The sequence below is a fragment of the Fontibacillus phaseoli genome, from assembly GCF_003337355.1.
Taxonomy (GTDB): domain Bacteria; phylum Bacillota; class Bacilli; order Paenibacillales; family Paenibacillaceae; genus Fontibacillus; species Fontibacillus phaseoli.
In genome coordinates this window covers 129,463-150,378 of sequence record NZ_QPJW01000005.1, presented here as the reverse complement: position 1 = coordinate 150,378, position 20,916 = coordinate 129,463, and the positions used below count along the sequence as shown (strand labels likewise).

The window sequence follows — 20,916 nt, the reverse complement described above, 5'->3', positions numbered from 1 at the left end:
CCTCCTGGAAAAACCAGCGAGGCTTTTTTTTAAAATCGCCCAAATTTACTTGATCATAATTTATCTTTTTTCTAAAATAATCCCTTCCGTTGTCCGATAACAACACTATACGACTTTTTGGACGGTTTCCGACAAACTACAAGCGGGAATCACGACATATTAATAAAGGAGAGATAAGCATGCAACGCTTCAAAAAGCCTTTCTTATGGTTCGTGCTGACAGCATTGATCATTACGTTATTTCCGCCGGGCATAGTTCAAAAGGCAAGTGCAGCTACGGCTGCCAACTACTTTATTCCGGATGACGCGACTCTGAGAAATACGTCCCTTTTGACGCTTACAGATGGTCCTGACCAAATTAAACGGGAGCGTCTGTACTTGACAACAAAGGCCGCAGTTGATATTACAGGTACTTATTCACATGTAACTGAGGAAACGCTGAAGGTAAAAGTTGAACGTCTTACTTATAATTCATTAACGAAGAATTGGGAGACAGATAGTTCGCAGTTTAAAAACGGAAGCATTTCCAGAGATACCACTTCTACGGATTATTCGCAAAAGTTTAAGGTAACTAACCTGTCCTTGTTCCCTGGGTTCAACAAAATTACGTTATCAGGGTCCCAAAACGGGATCACCCGCGAGGACACCTTCTATATTCTTTTTGACCAGGTGCCTTATGTGCAAGATTTGAAATTGTTGGGTTCCAGCTACGGTACAATTTATTTGAACGAAGGCGCCGAGGTGGTTTCGGATAAAGATAATGTATCGATTTCCGGTGAAGTAAAGAACGCCACGGAAGTAACCGTTAGCGTGAATGGCGGCACGGGTCTCGTAACTACACTTACGCAAACAGGTAAGTTCTTCTCCCCAGCGCTTAATTTGAGCCCGGGTTCGAATAAAATTGTAATTACAATTAAAAGTGGCGCCGATTCGGTAGCGATTGAACGGGCGGTTTATTACTTTGATAAAACGAAACCGTTCGATTCCATCATCTTGAATTATGATTCGAAAAATTATGATGTGAATAACAAAGTTGCCACAGTAACGGACAGTAAAACGCCACCGGTTACATCCACGGGGACGATCAAGTTTTCGGTATTGCTAAACGATACAGGCAATTCGTTTGGCAGTAAGGGCGCCGTGACTCTTACGGATATTAATGGCGGGTCTGCTCCGGTGACTACCTTTACAGTAACTAAAGAATCCGAAGTGTTAGCGCCGGATGGAACGACAAGAGCCTATAGACTGGTTGACCTCGAAGTTCCGATTACCTTCTCAAACGGAGATCAGAAGTTTAATTTGAGTCTTCAATATGACAATGTGTACTCGACATTTGCGAACATTAACTTTAAATATTTGCCTGGCGAAGCTACGATTACGCATCTGAAGTACATGAAAGATAATTCCACGCCTCCAACAGATATCAACACGTTGCCTAACCTGGATGGAACCGAGGCGGATAAGGATAAATTTTATATTTTGGTCGCTGCGGACCAGAACTTTGCATCTGGCGACTTGAGCGCAGTTTACATGCCGAAAGGAAGCACCGGCCCAACTTTAACTTATGTCAGTGGTTCCGGAAATCAGTATGTTTATGAGGTGAGCGGTTTCTCGAGCGGTAAACAGCAAGTGAAGTTTTCGATAAGAAATTCTGCAGCATCCAAAACAGCTACCATTTCCTACTCGACAAAGAACTATATTTATGTTGAAGGACTTTATGACGGTCAGGTTATTACGAAAGATTCCAGTGATTCGAATCAGCTAAAGGTAAACATTACAGGGGAATACCGTGATTTTGAAAACCTGTCTAGTCCTCAGTTTTTTGTGAACGGGATTTCCAATGATAAGTTGACTCCTCCAATCACGTTTAGTCCAACGACAGACTCTGCAAATTTTTCATTTGACCTTCCAATCGATATTGCTGGCCCGCTTTATTATGGTGAAAACCGGATAAAGTTCACCGGCGTATCGATGGACGGCAAAGGAAACTCCAGAACAGTTATTAAAGAATTGAGATTGTATATTCAAGATACGAATGTTTCCAACATAACGGTATTCCGTCCGAAGATTTTTGATCCTTCCGTAACGTTTAACGATTTGAGTCTGGTGGATACTACCGGGGCTAATACCGATTTGATGAATATCTTGGCCGGTTCTCCTGAATTCAAGTTTTCCGGCGATAAATATGAGACCAGTGCCCAGAAGTATGACTTGATTATTCAAGGCTCCGGAGCTAAAATTATCAATTTGATGCGCGGCACCGATAGCATCTTTTCTTCGCAAAAGGACGCTCCGTCGGGCGAAAACCTGGAAACTCTTTTGACCGATACGGCGATGGATAAAACAAAAATCGTTACCGGTTCCATAACCCGCGGACAAGCAACGTTGCAATATGATTTGGCCGTATATAACGGTAAGTTCGTACTTCGTATCAAGAATATTCCTTTCGACACGTTGGGAAGCCAGGTGTACAATCTGGAATTGATCAACTCAACAGGCGCACGTACTTCACAAAGACTTGAAATTACGCGTGTACTGGCACCTTATCGGATCTTGTCTCCAGTGGCGACTGTAGGCGATCAAATTATCGTGAACAAGAATTTTGTGCGCTTTGACATTGAGGCAGAAGGCGCAACTCAAGTTCTTATCGGTAAAGAGGAGGCCATCAAGCGTACGGATTTGCCTGGAAGCGCACCGGCACGTTTCATTTACGATTACGTTGGACTGAAACCGGATAAAGCTAATAAAATTAAGATTCAGATCGTTCGCGGCGAAGAGACACTGAACGAGACGATCGAGGTCTACTATACAAGCGCCATTGCCGTTGACTCTCAGTACATGACTGAGAAGACAGCTAACAAGTATAGTGCATTTAATAAGGCGTTGGAGCTTTCCTTCCCTAAAGGTACGGTTTTGAAGACGGCAAATGTATCTGAAGGTTCGGTAACGAAATTCTATCCGAATAATAAGTTGCTGTTCGGGATTGCTGATCCTAAAAATGGTATTTTGGAGCGTCGGAATGACTATGGAAATATTTTCAATATTGATAAAGATGAAAGAACACCAAACGGCCTAGCTACGCTTACTTTGCCAGAAGATCTGGTTGAATTTTTTAACTCGACGGCGAAGAATAGCAACTTCACACGAGTATCCAATGTTTACTGGATCCATGGCGGTATTGGCGAGAATGGAAGCGGGGACATGTATAAACCGGCAACAAATGGGCTTCCACCGTATTCAATTCTTCCGCAGTATTCGGATTCGCAAAATTTCAGGGACGTAATGATCAGGGAGCCCGAGAGAAAGCTGATTCCTTCGCAGCGGGGCACCTTAAAGCTTCAATATAACAAGAATGTAGTGGATGACGCTGGCACAACGGTAACCGTATTCCGGTTTAACGAGAATTCGGAATGGGAAAACCTTGGCGGTTCGGTAGATACCAAGAATAACACCATCTCTGTTCCGTTCGACGACTTCGGCTATTATATGGTAATGAAACAAAGCCGTGGCTTCAGTGACATCACAAACCATCCTTGGGGCCGAAACATTCTGAACGCATTGTACTCGAAAGGCATCATGTCGAGTGTACAACCCAATGCATTCGGGGCGGATGATTTAACCACCCGGGGCGAGTTCGCCACTCTGCTCGTTAAAGGTTTGAATATTCCTTTGAACTACGATAACAAGGTTCAAACTTATTTTGACGTTGTACCTGGCGCAAAAACGGATACTTGGGAATTCAAGTATATTGAAACAGCTTCAAGAGCCGGCATTATTACAGGCATCTCAGAAGGATACTTTGGGGTCGAAGAGCCTGTATCAAGGGAACAAGCGGCTATGATGGTGGCTCGTGCACTCAAGCTCAAGCTCCCGACTAACGATGACAAGCTGAACTCGGCACTGGCTAAACAGTTCCTGGATTCAGGCAAAATTGACCGTTATGCACGGCCGGCTGTTCAAGCGGTCTACAAAGCAAAGATTATGGATGGACAAAGCGTAACTACGGCGGGTAGCAAAAAGGCCTCCATCAACTTTAATCCTAAGAACAGCATGACACGGGCTGAGGCCGGAAAAATTGCTGTCGAGCTTCTTAAGAAAAGCACTAGTATTTTCCCGAAAAATTTGAGCTAAACAGATGAATTGCGAACCTGTCTATGGGAGAGATGCATAGGCAGGTTTCTTTTTTCCAGTTACATCATTTTGTAATTTGTTGGAGAGTACGGTACAATAGCAGATGTAGTAGATATTTTTGCAAAAGGGTGAAATTATACAGATGAAACCGATTATGGCTAAACCGCAGTTGGGTTACTCGAAAGCAAAGAGAAAGTTTGAGGATAGATCCAGAGCATTGGAGAAGAAAATTGAGGAGACTGCAAAGTTGCAGGAAGTTACTCAGGAGGTTATGGAGGGGTTGGTCCTCGAGACAGGCTTCCACGATGCGTTTAATGATTTGCGTACTGCGGAGAATGAATTGATCGAGTGGTCTCATATCACGATGACACACGAAAAAATTTACAAGGATAATAAGCAAGCTATTGACGATATGTATGCTAAGCTGAATACGGACCCGCAAATGCGTAACCGGATTATCCAACTGGCCATGAGAGTCAGATAAAAAGGAAGCCCTTTCCTCATATTAATTAAAATAGACGTCCAATTTGGACGTCTTATTTTCGTTTGAGTTACATAAATTATGGGTATTGATAATGGAAAAAGTTGCTTAGTGACTGTAAATTTTAAGGATGTTATACTAATTTCCGTTAGGCGGCATTGGAGTAAAAATGTTGTAGAAGTGGCTAACCTTAGCAAAGGTAACAATCTTGCAATTTTTTTTCGAAAGTCCGCAACTTTTTTGAAACTCGTGCGTTTAAGATGTAGAGCATTAACAATGATGACCAATTTAGACATTCCAACATGTTCCTCATGGGGAAACTTGTCTATCTATTAGAAAATTTAGCTTTACGGCATTTGGGACTCATTGTATAATGTTTAGGTAGGATTAGGAAACTAGTCTATTTCTACATTCTATTTTCATGGTATTGTTTACAAGTTTCTGCGGCTCCCGTCGCAGACCTAATTTATAGGAAACCTGCTCAGGCTCTGGAAAGGGGGTGCAATGGCTAATGAGTAACACGAGCTATTCATTTAAAGAAAATTCTCATGCGATAGTTAATCAAGGAGGAGAAAAAAAGGTTATGAAGAAAATTTTATCCGTAGCTTTGTCTACAGCAATGGCATTCTCTATGTTTGCTTCCGTGGCATTCGGTGCAGATGCTAAATTGACAGACGAACAACAATTTAATGCTTTGAAAGAAGCGGGCATCTTTACAGGCTACCCAGACGGTCAATCCCATCTGGAGAAAGCTCTGACACGTGCTGAGCTTGCAAAAATTATTGTTAAATCCATCGGTTTGGAACCGGTAAATGGCGTAGCATCTTACAAAGACAAGAACTACACAGTTAATCACTGGGCAGCTCCTTTCATTGAATCGGCTACACAAGCTGGTATCCTCAATGGTAAAGATCCAGTTAAAAAATTGTTCGACCCTACTGGCAACGTAACTGTACAAGAACTTGCAAAAGTTCTGGTAACTGCTTTGAAACTTGAAGTTCCAACTGACGCTAACAACACTGCTAGCGACTGGGCTAAAGGTTATGTAGCAGCAGCGGTTAAAGCTGGTTACATCTCTGAAGGTGTGAACTACCAAGCTAACGCTACTCGCTCCCAAGCAGTTGTTGCTGCTTATGCGATCTACGAAGCTAACCAAGTTCCTACTGTTAAATCCTACAAAGTAGTGGATCCTAAGAATGTTGAATTCACAATGTCCGACAATGAAGTTGTAAAAGTTCCTTTGGAAAAAGCTCTCGAAGCTAACAAAGAAACTGAAGTGAAATTCACTTACAAGGACAAAGAGTACACTCACAAAGTGACTTATGTTACTACAGTGGCTCAAAAAGTAGAGAGTGTTAAATCCGAAGCGCTGAAACAAATCGTAGTTACTTTTGATGGCTCTGTTGATGCGGAAACTGCTGGTGATGAAGATAACTACATCATCAAAGACAGATCTTTCCATAGCGCAACGGTTTCCAGCGATAAGAAATCCGTAACACTGTTGGTTGACGAGAAATCGTCCAGCCTTGTTAACCAAAAGGAAATCGAACTGGAAATTAAGAACATTAAAAACGAAGATGGAACGAAAACTTTCAGCCAAAAAGTGAAGTTTACTCCACTCGACGTTGCAGCTCCAACTGTTAAAGAAGTAACAGGTCTTGGAACTAAGGCGTTCAAGATCAAGTTCAGCGAGCCTGTTAACCCAGGTGCTGCAATGACTTCCAGTAGCTACAAAATCGATGGTAAAGCCATCGGTGCTAGCATTAAGTTCTCTTATCCTGACACAGTAATCGTTCAAACTGCATTGACAACTGGTGAACACACCGTATCCGTTGAAAATGTTAAGGATTTTGCAGGTTTGGGTGTGGCTGCTGTATCCAACACTTTCACTGTAACTGAAGATACGGTTGCTCCTGAAGTTGTTTCGGCTACTACGAAAGACTTGAAAGAAGTTATTGTAGAGTTCAATGAAACGATTAAAGCTGTAGCAGAAGCTTCTGCAAATACAAGCAGCAACAAAGCTTCCCGTGTTGTTATTGAAGATAACAAAGTAAGATTGTTCTTCAATAATCCAATCAACTACTCGGAGAATACAATTACTCTGAAGGGTGTTACTGATTACAGTGATAACAAAGCCGACAGAGAAGTTAAGGTAACTCCTAAACTTGACACTGTTCGCCCAACTGTATCGGATCTTGAGTTGAAATTGAACTCTGATGGTCACTATGTAGCTAAAGTTAGATTTAGCGAAGATCTTGATGATGCTTCCGCTAAAGATAAAGCTAACTATGTTGTGAAAAAATCGGATGGCACGGTTGCTACTGTTGCCGGTTTGAATTCGAAGGGGAACCCAACGATTACTCCTGGCTTTGATGGTAACAACAAACGTGTTATTCTGGTAGATCTCGGTAGTGAATTGAAAACGGAGAAGTATACTCTTACTATTTCCGGTATCAAGGATACTGCTAGCATCGGGAACGTTATGCTTCCAGTAACACTTGATTTGGATGTATCCAAAGCTGCTAAAGGCGAAATCGACCGTGTATGGTATGGTGATGCTGAACCAGGCTACAAATATGTTTATGTAGAATTCAACAAAGATGTTGCAACAAGCGGTGAAGGTTCTGCTACTGTAGCTGCTAAATATTATTTGTTGAATGGCACTACATCCGTTGGTCAATTGACTGATGAAAATAATGATGTTGATATTTTGACATCGAAGTCTGTTCGCATTAAAACTAAATTGCTCAACAATATTAACCAAACTGACATCAAGAATTATTCCATCCAAGCTAGCTACATTGCAAACTCGGAAGGCGAATTCTTGAAACAAAATGGCCGTTATGAGTTGACGAAGTCCTTCAGCGACAGTCAATACATTGGTATTAAGACAGACAGTGTTAAAGCTATCAGCACAACCGAAATCAAAGTTGAATTTGATTCCAAAATCAACAACCTGTCTGAAACTGATTTCTTGATTGGTAACCAAACTGCATACTCCTATACACTTGCTTCGGATGGCAAATCGGTTACGCTTAAATTGAACGACACTGACAGCACTAGACTTCCATCCGATTTGAAGAATGCGGATGGTACACCAATTAAACTGTCGACTGTTGCCCAATCTAACATCTATACTCAAAATGAGCATGGTGTGAAGCTTGAAGAGAATAAGAATCTGACTATTGTTGATGAAATCAAGCCTGAATTGAAAGATGATAGTCTCAGATTGGTAAATGTAACGGCAACTACTGCAACATATGATATCAGCTTTGATGTGACTGAAAATGTTAAATTCAATACTAGCGTGTATAATGTTGGTTTAACTGACCAAGTTGATCTTGTAAACAGAAATCTTGAGATCGAAGCTGTATCCAACAACGTCACTTATAAAGGTAAAGTAACTACTGCTAACTTCGGCACTGGAAAAACTGTTACCTTCCGTGTAGAGTTTACGAAGGATGGCCAAACGGTTCCTAACCTTGGTGCAAATGCTTCCTTCTACCTGAAAGTGAAGGGCGACAATGAAACAAATAAATACATTGTCGACGGAGCTGGAAACGGTCTTAAGGGTGACAGTCTTTCGAGATACTACAAGAACTAATTTAATTTTGTGTAATAAAACGGGCCTAGTGCCCGTTTTATTTTTTTTGCTTAAATATTAAATTCATCCTCAGTTCATAATCTTTTTTTAAACTTTTTCTAAGTTTGTACGTATATAATATATACGACTTTTTTATTAATAGGAGGTTTGAACTTGAGTAAAGCGAAACTGGTTGTAGCTTCTTTGGCTGTAGCTGCTTTAATGGCTCAAAGTGCAGCAGGCGCCGTGGATGCTGCGGCAGCCAAATCTAAGACAACGAATACGAAGTCTCAAAGTCAATCGGCGGTCAAAACGTTAAATCATTTAAATCCAATAAAACTTACGTCAAAGAGCACGGTGAGATTGAGCAATGTGAACATTCTTTCTCAAAATGAGGGAAGTGTATTGACGTATACACTCACTTATCAGAACAATGACAGCAAAGCGATTTCCTTGGTCGATTATTGGACAAAAGTAAAAACCAAATCCGGCACGGTTTACAGCGTAACCGCCATAGGTACTGACAAAGAGAAGAAGAAAGTAGTGCCTGGTTCTACGGTCAGTGTTACATACACAGCCAAGATTGCGAAAAATTTGAAATTTAGTGATTTGCAATTTCAAGTAATTAAGTGGAACTTTAGTGTGGCTGGATACGAACAGATTCTTGGCAGCATTAATATTCCAGCGAGCTATTCTGTAGCAACCCCTGTAAACACTACACGCAAACTGGTCTTAAATGATATGGCCATGAACGCCAAGGTCATGGGTGTCAATGTTTTGGGACTTGGCGATTATAACTATGTCAACGTGTCCTTATACTTACAAAACGCCTCATCCAAAACATTGGAAAATCTAAACTTTAAGTATGTGATTCAAACCGCGAGCGGCACACCATTCGCTTTAACGCCGGATGCAGCAAGCTCGACTTATCAAATTTTGCCGCAGGAGGCCAAAACATTAAACCTAGTTGCCAAATTGCCTAAAAATGTTAACTTGAATAACCTGCTGATGGTGCTAGTACAGACGGATGAGACTTCAAAATCTGATATCCCTGTAGCCTCATTGAACTTGGGAACTAGAAAGGGACAAACTTCTAAAACGGCGGTTAATAAAGAGAAAGTTCTTAAGGTTGATAACACAAATATCAGTACAAGAATCGAAAGTATTTCCCGAAATCAAAGCTTTGGGGAGAGTGCTCTATCCGTTCAATTTGCATTTAAGAATAATGGAGATAAAACAGTAACTGTTCCAAACTATAGCTTTGAAGTTCAATTGGGGAACAAGTCATATCCTTTGACGGCAAGCGGTATGGAAGGACTCTCTTTAGAGCCAGGCGAAGAGCAAATGATTTCTTTGGATGGCAACATCCCTGTGGTCGCTAATGCAGAAGACATGGAACTGATTTTAAAAACGTCAACGGGGTCGTCAGCACAAACACCGGAGCAGCCCGCTACACCAGTATCCAGTGCAAGCAGCTACCCGATTGCTGTATACAGTCTGCCTGAATTTACGGAAATGCAGCATGCCTTAGGCCAGGAACGTTTAATTAAAAACAATGATGGCACTTATGGGGTAACTTTGGATAGTATTCAGAAGCTTCCATGGAATGACGGCAACCTTCTTTCGACGAAAATCACGATTACAAATAAAGGAATAAAAGCTGCTAAGCTTCCGGACTTTGTCGGGGCCTATAAAATGGATCTGACTTCGCTGAGCAGCACCGTACAGTTGGTGAATAGCAATACATCGCAAGTTCTTGGACCAGGGGAAAAGACAAGCGTATATGTAGTAGCTAACGTACCGTCGAATCTGAAGTTCTCTCAATTACAGGTTCAATTGCTGCAAAAAGCAGGAACGGATAAAACGAGCAATTGGATTATGTTCTCGAACTACGGAAATACGTCAGATCTCAAAGTGATTGCTGATGGATCTTATAATAACTTGGAGACAGTTGACAAAAAAGCGGATCTCATGACCCGTAAAACGTATATGTACAAAGGAAGTACTAATGATATCATCTATACAGAATTGATTATGCGGAATCTGGAAGATAAACAAAATAATCTTTCACAGTTAACAGGTTACTTCCAAACAGAAGATGGCCAGTATTATAAGGCTGATGTGAACCAAGTTAAAACGACGATGGGTCCAAAGTCTGCCGGTCTTGCATCCTTCTCCGCTAAGGTACCGAAAGGAACAGTAGTGTCCAATTGGAAGCTAGTTGTGGGTGAATCGATCACGGAGAACAAATTTACGGATGCTGAAGGAAAACCGACGGGTTATGTGAACGCTAATGCGATGGAACTGAAGCTGGAAAGCCGTGATATTAAAAACACTCTCAAGGGTGTAGAATTGTTCCCTTATACATTGGATGTTAGGGAAATTGAGGGACGTACGAATTCTTCAGGTCTCGAAGTGAAAATGAAATATGATCTGAAACGTGATCTAACGTTCCAAATGGGTGAGTTCCAGCATAAATTTGTTATGGAGGTCATGGACTCCAGTGGAGCTAGATTCGAGAAAGAAGTTGAACTCGAAAAAGACATCACTGTTGGAGGCAATATGAGTTACTCCTTTACAGTGAATGACTTAATCTTTGGAACATCCAGATCCGGCGCGTTCCAGTTCTCAATCTACGATTCTTATCAAGGCGTAAAAACGAAGATTGCAACTTATGCTGTACCATATGTAAACTCCGATTTGTATAGATAATTAAGATCACAGCAAAAATCCCTCCTCGCGGAGGGATTTTTGCTTGTCCCCCTCTACTAAAACCTCTATTATGAAATTAATAGATTTCCATTTCGTTAAGGGGGCAGTATGCAGCATGAAAACAGCATGGAAAGTAATCGCGGCCGCTGTGGTGGTAGGCGGAGGAATTTTGGCCGGTTCACTTATGAATTTGACCGCGGAAGGGGCTGGAGTTACAAATCAGCCAGGAACCGCAGATGATCCTGTCGTGACAAAGAGCTATGTGGATCAAGCGATTCAGCAGGCTATTAAAGGGGGGGGCACCACGACGACTCCAACAACACCCACGAACCCAACAACGCCATCGACCAATGAAGGAAGCGGAAGTTCATCTGACGCAGTATCTATTGTGGATGTAAAGCCGGGGCAGATTCTTATTGCTTCTGCAGGTGCCGAATTTGTTGTACGGTCCGGGAAAGCAGTTATTTACAGCCAAGATTCGAATGGTGTAGCCGATTTAACGGATGGTAAGGACATTACGAATGGCGGGGCGGTAGCCAACAACCATTTGCTTTCTTTTCCTAGAGACGGGAGAGGAATACAAGTTCAAGAGGGCAACAAATACAACCTGACTGTCATGGTAAGGGGCGGATATAAAATCCAGTAGCAGTCGATTTATTAAGGACATGATTTGCCAGAAGTAACAAACATTAATAGGGCTAGCCAGGTAAGTCATGCACATACTACCCCTGAGTTATAAAATTACAGGAGGTGTATGATCCATGGCAAGAAGCAATCGTAAAATCATTCCTGAAAGCCGTCAAGTGCTCAATCAATGGAAATATGAAATCGCGGCTGAGTTCGGACTGCCAGTGAGCGGCGCAGGAGGCGTCTCTGGGGCAGATACCGAATTTGCCGGAGAGCTGGGATCCTTTGGCGGGGGTGCAAGTCCTGGCGGGAGCTGGGGACATTTAACATCTCGCGAAAATGGATCCGTTGGGGGCGAAATTACAAAGCGTCTTGTTGCGCATGCAGAGCGGGATTTTCTTTTATAAAATCCAAAGGACTTGTACCTATAATTTTTGACATGACTTGGCAAATGCGTTAATATGACCTTTGAGGATTGACAATTCAACCTTTTCCGTTAAGGGAAAGGTTCATTTTTTGATTATGGTTCATGTGGTCTTGATTTATCCTCATCGTTTCACGTCATATATTTAGTATTGGATACTTAGGCATTTGCCATACTATACTTAGGGAGGTTGATTTTATGTCCATACAAGGACGACATTTATTTACTTCCGAGTCAGTAACTGAAGGACACCCGGATAAAATTTGCGACCAAATCTCCGATGCGGTTCTTGACGCATTTTTGACAAACGATCCATATGCTCGCGTAGCTTGCGAAGTCTCTGTGGCTACCGGGCTTGTTCTCGTTATCGGTGAGATCAGTACAAAATCGGAGTATGTGGATATTCCTGCCATCGTTCGGAAAACGGTGAAGGAAATCGGTTATACTCGTGCGAAATATGGCTTTGATTCCAACACATGCGCTGTGTTGACTTCATTGAATGAACAATCCGCGGATATTGCTCAAGGCGTTAATGCTGCTTTGGAACATCGTGATCCGGCACAAGTGGATAAAGAAACGGAAAATATAGGTGCAGGGGACCAGGGGCTAATGTTCGGATTTGCTACAAACGAAACCCCAGAATTAATGCCGCTTCCTATTGCCCTTTCGCATCGTATTGCCCGCCGCCTTTCTGAAGTACGTAAGGATGGCACGCTAGAGTATCTTCGCCCGGACGGAAAAACTCAAGTAACGATCGAATATGTGGACGGTAAGCCTAAACGCGTCGATACGATTGTGGTATCTACGCAGCATGCAGAAGAAGTAAGCCTGGGGCAAATCCAGAAGGATATAAAAGAAAAAGTAATTCTTCCTGTCGTACCGGCAGAATTGTTGGACGAGGAGACAAAATATTTCATTAACCCTACCGGTCGTTTTGTCATCGGCGGACCGCAAGGGGATGCCGGCCTTACCGGCCGTAAAATCATTGTCGATACTTACGGCGGTTATGCTCGTCATGGCGGCGGTGCATTTTCCGGTAAGGACCCGACTAAAGTCGACCGTTCTGCAGCGTACGCAGCGCGTTACGTGGCGAAGAACCTTGTAGCCGCAGGATTGGCTGACAAAGCGGAAATTCAGCTTGCTTATGCCATTGGTGTAGCAAACCCTGTATCCATAAATGTAGATACCTATGGTACAGGAAAAGTAACCGAGGAGAAGCTGGTGGAATTGGTCCGCGAAAATTTCGACCTTCGTCCGGCAGGTATAATCCGGATGCTGGATCTACGCCGTCCAATTTATCGTCAGACGGCTGCTTACGGTCATTTTGGCCGCACGGACATCGACCTTCCTTGGGAACGTGTGGATAAGGCTGAAGCGTTGAAGGCTCAAGCAGGGATCTAATTGTTAATAAAAGGCTGGATATCTTTCTCGGGATGAGAAGGATATCCAGTTTTTTTACGGCATTTTAGCCAGTAAGGTACATAACGCCACTTCAGATGTAGGAAAAGACAGGATGGACATAAGGTAGTTTGAGTATAGTGAAAAGGCCTCTTTAGACACGATCCAGTATAATCGGCTGATTGATTTGCAAAACAATAGAAAAGCGGAGAGAAATAAAAATTCTTAATCGTTCAGAGATAGAGAGTCGTCCTGTTGGCGGCTCTTTTTTGTGGTTTTGCTCATTTGAGCTCGCGAAGCGTGGGGAACAAAATACGACAGTATATCATTCCATACTTTCCCTAAACTTCACGGTCCGAAATGCCGTTAATATATATAGGTGTGTGCTTTATGGCCTATGGCGTGAAATACATAGCAATGCAGGTGAAAGGGGAGCTTGACGAATGAAACGAAAAGTATCAGCATTGTTGGCCATCTTTATGGTCATCAATCTGTTAAGCGCATGGGGGAGCTTATCGGTGTCGGCCGCCATTCCTCCGACGGATTTGGATAGTTCAAGTCCGGCTAACGGGGAAAACAACGTGCCGATCAATACCAAGATCAAGATGAAGTTTAATCAAAAGGTGACCTCGAAAGGATCGATTTGGCTGACCAAGAGCGGTACGGGGGGCTCGCAAAGCATCAATGCGACGGTTACCACGGCAACCTATGATGTAGAGTTGTCCCCATTCGGACAGCTTGAGTACAATACCCTCTATACGGTACAAGTTCCAGAGGGAACCTTTGTCGGTGAGGACGGTACGACAAATGATGCGGAGTACTGGTCTTTCAGAACCGTCGCCGGCAGCACAGGGTCTATTACGGTGTCTTCCTTCAATCCGTCTGCGGGAAGCACGAATGTAAGCGTAAATGTACAACCGAGCATACAGTTTAATAAAAATGTAAAATTGAACACCTCACAGGGAGGACTTACGCTTCGTAGATCTAGCAGCTCTACTTCCGTACCGATTAACGTAACGACAAGCGGGTACAGTACCGTTACGATTAGTCCGCAGTCTGTCCTTGAGCCGGGAACGACTTATTACGTGGAAGCGGACCGTTACGGCATCGTGGATGCCGGCAACAGCTCCAATTACTTTGAAGGCTTTTCCGGAAGCAGCCGCTGGTGGTTTACGACAGCCTCTGCGAATGACAAGACAGCGCCAGTGCTTCAAAACGCAACCATGAACAGCAACACATCCATCCGTCTTCAGTATAATGAGGACTTGAACTCCTCCGCTTATGTGTCGAGTTCGAATTTTTCGGTGACTGTAAATGGGGAAACCCGTCGAATCAGTTATGTATCCGTTTCGGGACAATATGTTTATGTGTACCTTGAAACTGGAGTTGCCGTGGGACAAGATGTGAAAATTAGCTATACCGGCCAAACGGTCAGAGACGAGTACGGGAATCTGGCTGCAACCTTTTCGGGAAAACAAGTTACCAACGGTATAGACACGGTATCTCCAAAACCTAGAGATGGTTACGTTAGCGGAGATAAAGTAGTCTTATATTTTAGCGAATCTTTGAAAAGCCCATCCAGTTATGCCTATCAGCAGTTTACGGTTACGGCTAACGACAGTATAAAATCGATTTCCAGCATGACACACAGCGGGTCGACCATCACCTTAAATTTATCCAGCTCGGTTGCCAACGGAGAAGTGGTGAAGGTCTCTTATTCTCCAGGTTCATATCGGCTTCAGGATTATCGAGGCATGGAAATCGCCGGATTCTCCGATTACTTCGTCCGAAACTATAATGATAATGTGGCTCCCGTGTTTAAATCAGCGGAAGGCTCGGGCAAAACGATAATCCTAAACTATAACGAACCTTTGCGCACAACTAGATTGCCTCTGAAGAGTCAATTCTCGGTCTTGGTCAATAATGCTCCGGTCTATGTAAATGCTGTGGAAGTAGTGAATAATCAGGTAAAACTCACTTTAGCTACTTCTTTCACGCAAAATCAAGCTGTAACCATTTCCTATGTAGCGGGCGGCAGCGACGGAATTGCCGATTTAGCTGGAAACTTGGCGGGTTATATCAATCTCCAGCAGGTCACCTATGCATCCGTAGCCGAGGGCGTGCGTTCCGCCACAGTTACGGGGGACACGTTGACGATAACCTATAACAATACGCTGCGGAGTATGTCTTACCTTCCGGTGAACCAGTTTAATGTGTTCGTGGATAAGATCAGTATGGGTATCACATCTGCTACCATTAGTGGGAATACCGTGATTTTGAAACTGGCAACGCCTGTAACGGCCGGGCAGGTAGTTACTCTGTCTTATCTGACGGGGGCATCTTCGCTGTACGATACGCTTGGTAATCAACTGAAAAGTTTTAACAACATGTCGGTGCAAAATACGGCGGGCGGCCAAACGAATCAAACTGGACAAACCCCAACGACGCCAACCACCCAACCGGACTATCTCACGACGATGTCGAACGTTGATTTTGGTGTGGGCGGGTACTTACTGAATATCAGCGCGGCTCAAGCAACGGACAGCCGCTCCAAATTCGGTCAGGGGATCAAAAAATATACGATCGATACGGTAAAGCTGCAAAACGCCTACAAATACTTGACGGGAAGCAATGCGGCGACAAAACGGATCGTGTTCGAAGTTCCTTCCACCGAGAAGGCCGCTGAAGTAGTCATTCCCGTGACTCCTTTGATGGAAATGTACAGCAGCGGAAAAACGGGCACTTTTGCGGTGAAATACAATTCGGTGATGTATGAATTGCCTATTGAAAAGATTCCGTTTATGGAGATTTCGAGATCTTTGAATGTATCGGCACTGACTTCTGCATTTATTACAATACAGTTGGAGCCCGTAACTAAGGTTCAGATGCCTACATTAAATTATAATAATGGGGTTACGACAACGCCTTTGGTAGACCCGATTCAAGTAAGCGTGACTGTATTCAGCGGCACGGCGTCGCAAAACGCCGTTGAATTGAATGCTACCGGAAATATCTACATGAAAGCTGCCAATACCTTGGCAAGCGATCAAACATTCTTGGCTCAATACGAACTGTTAACGAGAACGGCTTCCTTTGTGCCTTCCAGTGTTAAGGGAGCCGGAAGCGCCTTTGTGTTCAGCGGTAAAATCAATGGGAGCAAAGCGGTGGGGCCTGCGGCGGGCTACAGTTACTTTACGGATACGCTGAAGCATTGGGCGAGCAAGGATATTACCGAACTGGCGAGTAAGCTGGTTGTTGATTCCCGTTCCGGTGCCAAATTTGAACCGGATAAAAATATTACCCGTGTCGAGTTTGCCATATTTATTGCGAAAGGGCTCGGTTTGACCGCGGATGCGGCGAATGCACGCCGCTTCTCCGACGTCGCGCCTGGAAGTACGGTTGCAGGTTATATTGGTGCGGCGGCGAAAGCGGGAATTATCAACGGGAATACCGACGGAACCTTTAAACCGGGAAGCTTCATTACCCGGGAGCAAATGGCTTTGATGATGGTCCGGGCTATGGAATATGCCGGCCATGACACCAACTTGGGCTCTTCTTCAGGACAAGTGCTCGGTCGCTTCAAAGACGGGGCCAAGATCCAGTCCAAGGAAACGGTCGCGAAGGCGGTTAAGGAGGGCATCATCCAAGGCGTCTCCGCTAACCGGTTCCAGCCGGCCGGCAATGCGACCCGCGCCCAGGCCGCTGTCATGTTGAAACGCGTACTAGACAAAATTAACAATAGTTAATTAGTTAACCGTATATGCCTTCCGGTGCCGCTTCGGCCATCGGAAGGTTTGTTTTTTTATATAACGATTCCGTTAGCACTTTCTGCTCCGTTTCGTCTAGCATTGCGTCCCCCTTGAGTAATTCATAGAATGGGAGGTTCTCATCTGTTGCCGAACCGACGGGGCGAAGCCAACCCGTAGCGCATAAGGATTGCAGCATTTGAACGGCAGTTTGGCAGTCGATGTTAAAGTGGAGCGCGACTTGTTGGGGATGAATGGGATGAGGTGAGTTAAGGGCGAGCCGGACAACTTCCATTTCCGCAAATAAAGGCCGTCCTGCAGGCTGTTGCCCTGCCTGATAACGGTTGATCAGCATCTGGAGTAAATACCTGCACAATTCGGGCCGATGCTCCACGTCATCAAATGCAAACTTTATGACCCGGAAGCCTAACGCTTGCAGGAATAGTTCCCGATTCAACTCTTCGGCAAAACTTCTTCGGCCCGTCTCCCGCATATACGAACCGTATTCTTTGATTTCGATTAACCATTTCACGCGTCCCGGCAAGTAGGCAAAATCTCCGAAAAAGGGCTTCCCGCGCCAATCGCGGACCTCATATTCCGGGTGCAAATCCTTCAAATTCCCGAACAGCGGCCACCATACATTTTTGAGGAACTGGATCTCATGATGCCCATGTTCTCTGACAAGCTGCCCTTTCCATTCCGGGGAACGACAGTCCAAATGGGATTTAAAAAAAGCCTCATGCGCAGATTCAAAGCTTGCAGCCATTTTCAGTCATCTCCTTTGTTTCCATTTTTTTTGCACAAAAAAAGTCCCGACCCTCTGAATTCTCAGATTGTCAGGACGTTCTTCGTCACTTAACGGGATAATTATAGCAATAATGTATATAGTAGTCCAACTATAATTTGTGGATTCTTTATAAAGCTAGTTAATCTGTTTACCATTTTTCATGAAATTTGCTTTTTTTCGTAACTTTTCCGGCTAAATGTAGTCTATTAATTATGTACTAGATTCTTTGGGGAGCATTACCCGGGATAAAAGACTGCATTTATGATGGGAGAGTAGCAGACAAAAATGGTTGTAAAAAGAGAGGAAGCCGGAAGGAAGGCAAAGATTGTACGTCTGGCGGCTGATAAAGGAAAAAAACTGATTCTTGTCTCATTGGCGGGTTTGATCTGGATACAGCCGGTGGCTCTAGTTGAGCCGTTCGGTATAACATCGTCCACTGCTTATGCAGCGGAAAATAAGGCTACCCGGTTAGGTGAAGAAAACATTACGTCCGGTGCTAAACTGGTAAAGTATCAATATACAACCACGCGGTCAGGAAAGCAGGTCAAAGTGCTGGCCGACGTGATCGAAGTGGATTTGAGCAATCCTTATGTCCAATTGGATGTGATGACAGGCAAAGCAGGGCAATTAACGACTAGACAATCCGTCGAGGGTATGGCACAGGAAAACGGCGCGGTAGCCGGAGTGAACGGAGACTTCTTCCAAACGGGCGGCCAGGGTGTGGCGATGGGCGCAGCCATATCCCAGGGAACGCTGGTCACAAGCCCTTCGAAGCTTCAGGGGATGTTTACGTTTGGCGTAAAAAGCGATAATACCCCGGTGATCGACCGTTATGATTTTACCGGATCGGTGCTGGCGGAGGACGGATCGACCTTCCCTCTTTCCGGAATCAATCAAGAGTCGTACAAGACGGAGCCGGAGAGCGCTTTTAGCCACGTGAATAATATGTTTATATACACGAGCGCTTGGAAGTCCGAGGAGCGCCCGAAGGCAAGCGGAACGACTCCGACCGAGGTGCTGGTTCAGGGCGGCGTGATTCAGCAAATCTCGCACCAATCTGCCATTCCGGGACCGGTTCCTTCGGACGGGTATATTTTGCGCGGGCATGGACAGGCGGCTGACTATATTGTCACCCATATGACGGTAGGGCAAAGAGTAGATTCCACGTATCGTCTCGTTTCCCAAACCAGCGGACAGGAAGTGAATCCGTCGGATTTCAAAATGATGATCGGCGGGCATACGCTGTTGGTGGACCAGGGGAAAGGGTCCTCTTTTACCCGTCCCACAAATTCGATTAGCGGGGGCAGCGCGGTAGCCCGTACGGCGGTCGGATATTCCCAGGATGGGAAGAAAGCCTATATCATCACGATTGAAAAAAATAATTCCAGTTCCGGCTTGACCCTGGCTGAACTACAGAAGTTCATGACCTCGATCGGCGTCTGGAAAGGTATTAATCTGGACGGTGGCGGTTCGACGACGATGGTTACCCGTCCGCTGGCGGAAACGGCGGCGAAGTTGACCTTTACGACCTCGAACGGTGCGGCCGGACAACGTGCCGTGGCCAACGGCCTTGGGGTTTATACGATAGCGCCTCAAGGAGCGCTGAAAGGATTGAAAGTTAGCGGGGCGTCTACTTTGCTGATCGGCCAGACGGTTGCTTATACGCTAAAAGGATATGACACTTACTACAATCCGGTGGATGCCGCCGGCATTCAGGCTACCTGGAAATCGGATAACGGCAATATTGCCTGGACCGGCGAAGGGTTCAAGGGCGTAAAAGCGGGAACTTCGAAAATCACGGCGGTCAGTGGAGACGGCAAGGATAGCATGGAAGTGACTGTGCTTGGCGGGTCGGACCTGAGCAGCCTGACGCCTGTAACGACCTTTGCTTCACTTGAAGCCGGAACATCGGTGTCGGTACCGGTTACTGCCAAACTTAAGAACGGAAACACGGTGAATGTACCGGATGAGTCCGTGAAATGGGAATTCACGGGGATGAAGGCGAGCGTCCAAAATGGAGTGCTTAGCGTTCAATCCGTTAACAATGGAGCGAAAGTAGCTTACGCTACGCCAAAATATGATGGATTCAGCGGCACGCCGATCGTTTTATCGGCATCTTCGGAGCAGGTTTGGGAGAATTTCGAGAATGCATCCTACCCGGTATCGTTTACCGGATTGCCGGCTGAAGTTACAGGAACGGCTGCTATCGTTCAGGGAACAGGGGAACGTGAGAAATCGAAAGTGCTGAAATTGGATTACGACCTTACCGGAGGCAGCGGCAACAAGTTCGCTTATGCCCAGATCAATGGCACGACAGGCAAGACCATTCCGGAAGGCGCCACCTCGATGGCGGTCGACGTTTTGGGAGATGGCAGTCTGAACTGGCTGCGGGCCGAGTTTGCCGATGCGGACGGCAAGAGCATTTACGTGGATCTCGCGCGGCCGCTCGATTTCACCGGCTGGAAAACGCTCACCGTGGACCTTACCGCGAGCGCCATCAAACATCCGGCCAAGCTGAAGCGGCTGTATATCGTCAATCTGGAAGACGGTCAGGATGAACGAGCATTGACAGGCAGCGTCTCTTTTGACAACATCCGGTTCACGGCGCCCGTTACGGGTGGAGAACCAGGGCTGCCGAGCACAACGGTGGTAATGGTAGCCGGCCAAAAGAGCATGACCATAGACGGCAAAAAGCAAAATCTCGATGCTGCGCCGCTGATCAAGGACGGAACTACCTATGTTCCAATCAAATATGTGCTGGATGCATACGGCGGACAAGCAGCTTGGAACAAAACAGCTAAGAAGATTACCGTAACGAGTGGTACTACGGTACTGGAATTGACCGTGGGCAAGAAAGAATTCATGTTGAACGGAACCGCTAAGCAAGCTGCGGTATCTCCGATTATTTCAAGTAATAGGACTTTAGTCCCGTTGCGACTAGTCTCTGAGCAGCTGGGAATTACCGTAAATTGGGAGAAGAAAACTAAAACGATCACCCTTCAATCGTGATATGATAAGTTGGAATAAA

Annotated in this window: 10 protein-coding genes; 9 read left to right on the top strand and 1 reads right to left on the bottom strand. The window is 44.9% G+C overall.

The annotated features are described in order from the left end of the window. Positions 1–179 precede the first annotated feature (179 nt). The 8 genes from DFP94_RS14815 (at position 180) to DFP94_RS14780 (ending at position 17,101) form a co-directional block, all read left to right on the top strand. Positions 180–4,130 carry an S-layer homology domain-containing protein gene (locus DFP94_RS14815; RefSeq protein ID WP_114497249.1) on the top strand — a complete coding sequence of 1,317 codons (3,951 nt, stop codon included), beginning with the start codon at positions 180–182 and terminating at the stop codon, positions 4,128–4,130. Between the two features lie 142 nt (positions 4,131–4,272). Beyond that, positions 4,273–4,614, top strand: coding sequence for a hypothetical protein (locus tag DFP94_RS14810; protein WP_114497346.1), 342 nt, complete (start codon positions 4,273–4,275; stop codon positions 4,612–4,614). A 508-nt stretch (positions 4,615–5,122) separates the two neighbouring features. Beyond that, complete coding sequence (locus DFP94_RS14805; protein ID WP_114497248.1) at positions 5,123–8,215, top strand: S-layer homology domain-containing protein; 3,093 nt, start codon at positions 5,123–5,125, stop codon at positions 8,213–8,215. 153 nt (positions 8,216–8,368) lie between these two features. After that, the gene (locus DFP94_RS14800) at positions 8,369–10,906 is read left to right on the top strand and encodes a hypothetical protein (protein WP_114497247.1); all 2,538 of its coding nucleotides are present in this window, start codon (positions 8,369–8,371) and stop codon (positions 10,904–10,906) included. Positions 10,907–11,021: 115 nt separating this feature from the next. Continuing rightward, on the top strand, positions 11,022–11,552 hold the full coding sequence (locus tag DFP94_RS14795; protein WP_114497246.1) for a hypothetical protein: 531 nt from the start codon (positions 11,022–11,024) through the stop codon (positions 11,550–11,552). A gap of 115 nt (positions 11,553–11,667) precedes the next feature. Next, positions 11,668–11,940, top strand: coding sequence for an alpha/beta-type small acid-soluble spore protein (locus DFP94_RS14790; protein ID WP_114497245.1), 273 nt, complete (start codon positions 11,668–11,670; stop codon positions 11,938–11,940). 215 nt (positions 11,941–12,155) lie between these two features. Beyond that, on the top strand, positions 12,156–13,358 hold the full coding sequence (gene metK / locus DFP94_RS14785) for a methionine adenosyltransferase (protein ID WP_114497244.1): 1,203 nt from the start codon (positions 12,156–12,158) through the stop codon (positions 13,356–13,358). A gap of 440 nt (positions 13,359–13,798) precedes the next feature. Beyond that, entirely contained in the window at positions 13,799–17,101 is a 3,303-nt protein-coding gene (locus DFP94_RS14780; RefSeq protein WP_114497243.1) for a SwmB domain-containing protein, read from the top strand. Positions 17,102–17,105: 4 nt separating this feature from the next. On the opposite strand, the gene DFP94_RS14775 is transcribed toward DFP94_RS14780, so the two are convergent. After that, complete coding sequence (locus DFP94_RS14775; protein WP_181873162.1) at positions 17,106–17,867, bottom strand: hypothetical protein; 762 nt, start codon at positions 17,865–17,867, stop codon at positions 17,106–17,108. A gap of 306 nt (positions 17,868–18,173) precedes the next feature. Here DFP94_RS14775 and DFP94_RS14770 point away from each other — a divergent pair, with 306 nt between their 5' ends. Then, a complete protein-coding gene (locus tag DFP94_RS14770; protein ID WP_114497242.1) occupies positions 18,174–20,897 on the top strand; it encodes a stalk domain-containing protein in 2,724 nt (907 codons plus the stop codon). Positions 20,898–20,916: the final 19 nt, after the last annotated feature.

Excerpts from the sequence above, each read along its gene's own strand:
- DFP94_RS14815 (WP_114497249.1), top strand. The coding sequence starts at position 180 with ATGCAACGCTTCAAAAAGCCTTTCTTATGGTTCGTGCTGACAGCATTG.
- DFP94_RS14810 (WP_114497346.1), top strand. The coding sequence starts at position 4,273 with ATGAAACCGATTATGGCTAAACCGCAGTTGGGTTACTCGAAAGCAAAG.
- DFP94_RS14805 (WP_114497248.1), top strand. The coding sequence starts at position 5,123 with ATGAGTAACACGAGCTATTCATTTAAAGAAAATTCTCATGCGATAGTT.
- DFP94_RS14795 (WP_114497246.1), top strand. The coding sequence starts at position 11,022 with ATGAAAACAGCATGGAAAGTAATCGCGGCCGCTGTGGTGGTAGGCGGA.
- DFP94_RS14790 (WP_114497245.1), top strand. The coding sequence starts at position 11,668 with ATGGCAAGAAGCAATCGTAAAATCATTCCTGAAAGCCGTCAAGTGCTC.
- metK (WP_114497244.1), top strand. The coding sequence starts at position 12,156 with ATGTCCATACAAGGACGACATTTATTTACTTCCGAGTCAGTAACTGAA.
- DFP94_RS14780 (WP_114497243.1), top strand. The coding sequence starts at position 13,799 with ATGAAACGAAAAGTATCAGCATTGTTGGCCATCTTTATGGTCATCAAT.
- DFP94_RS14775 (WP_181873162.1), bottom strand. The coding sequence starts at position 17,867 with ATGGCTGCAAGCTTTGAATCTGCGCATGAGGCTTTTTTTAAATCCCAT.
- DFP94_RS14770 (WP_114497242.1), top strand. The coding sequence starts at position 18,174 with ATGGTTGTAAAAAGAGAGGAAGCCGGAAGGAAGGCAAAGATTGTACGT.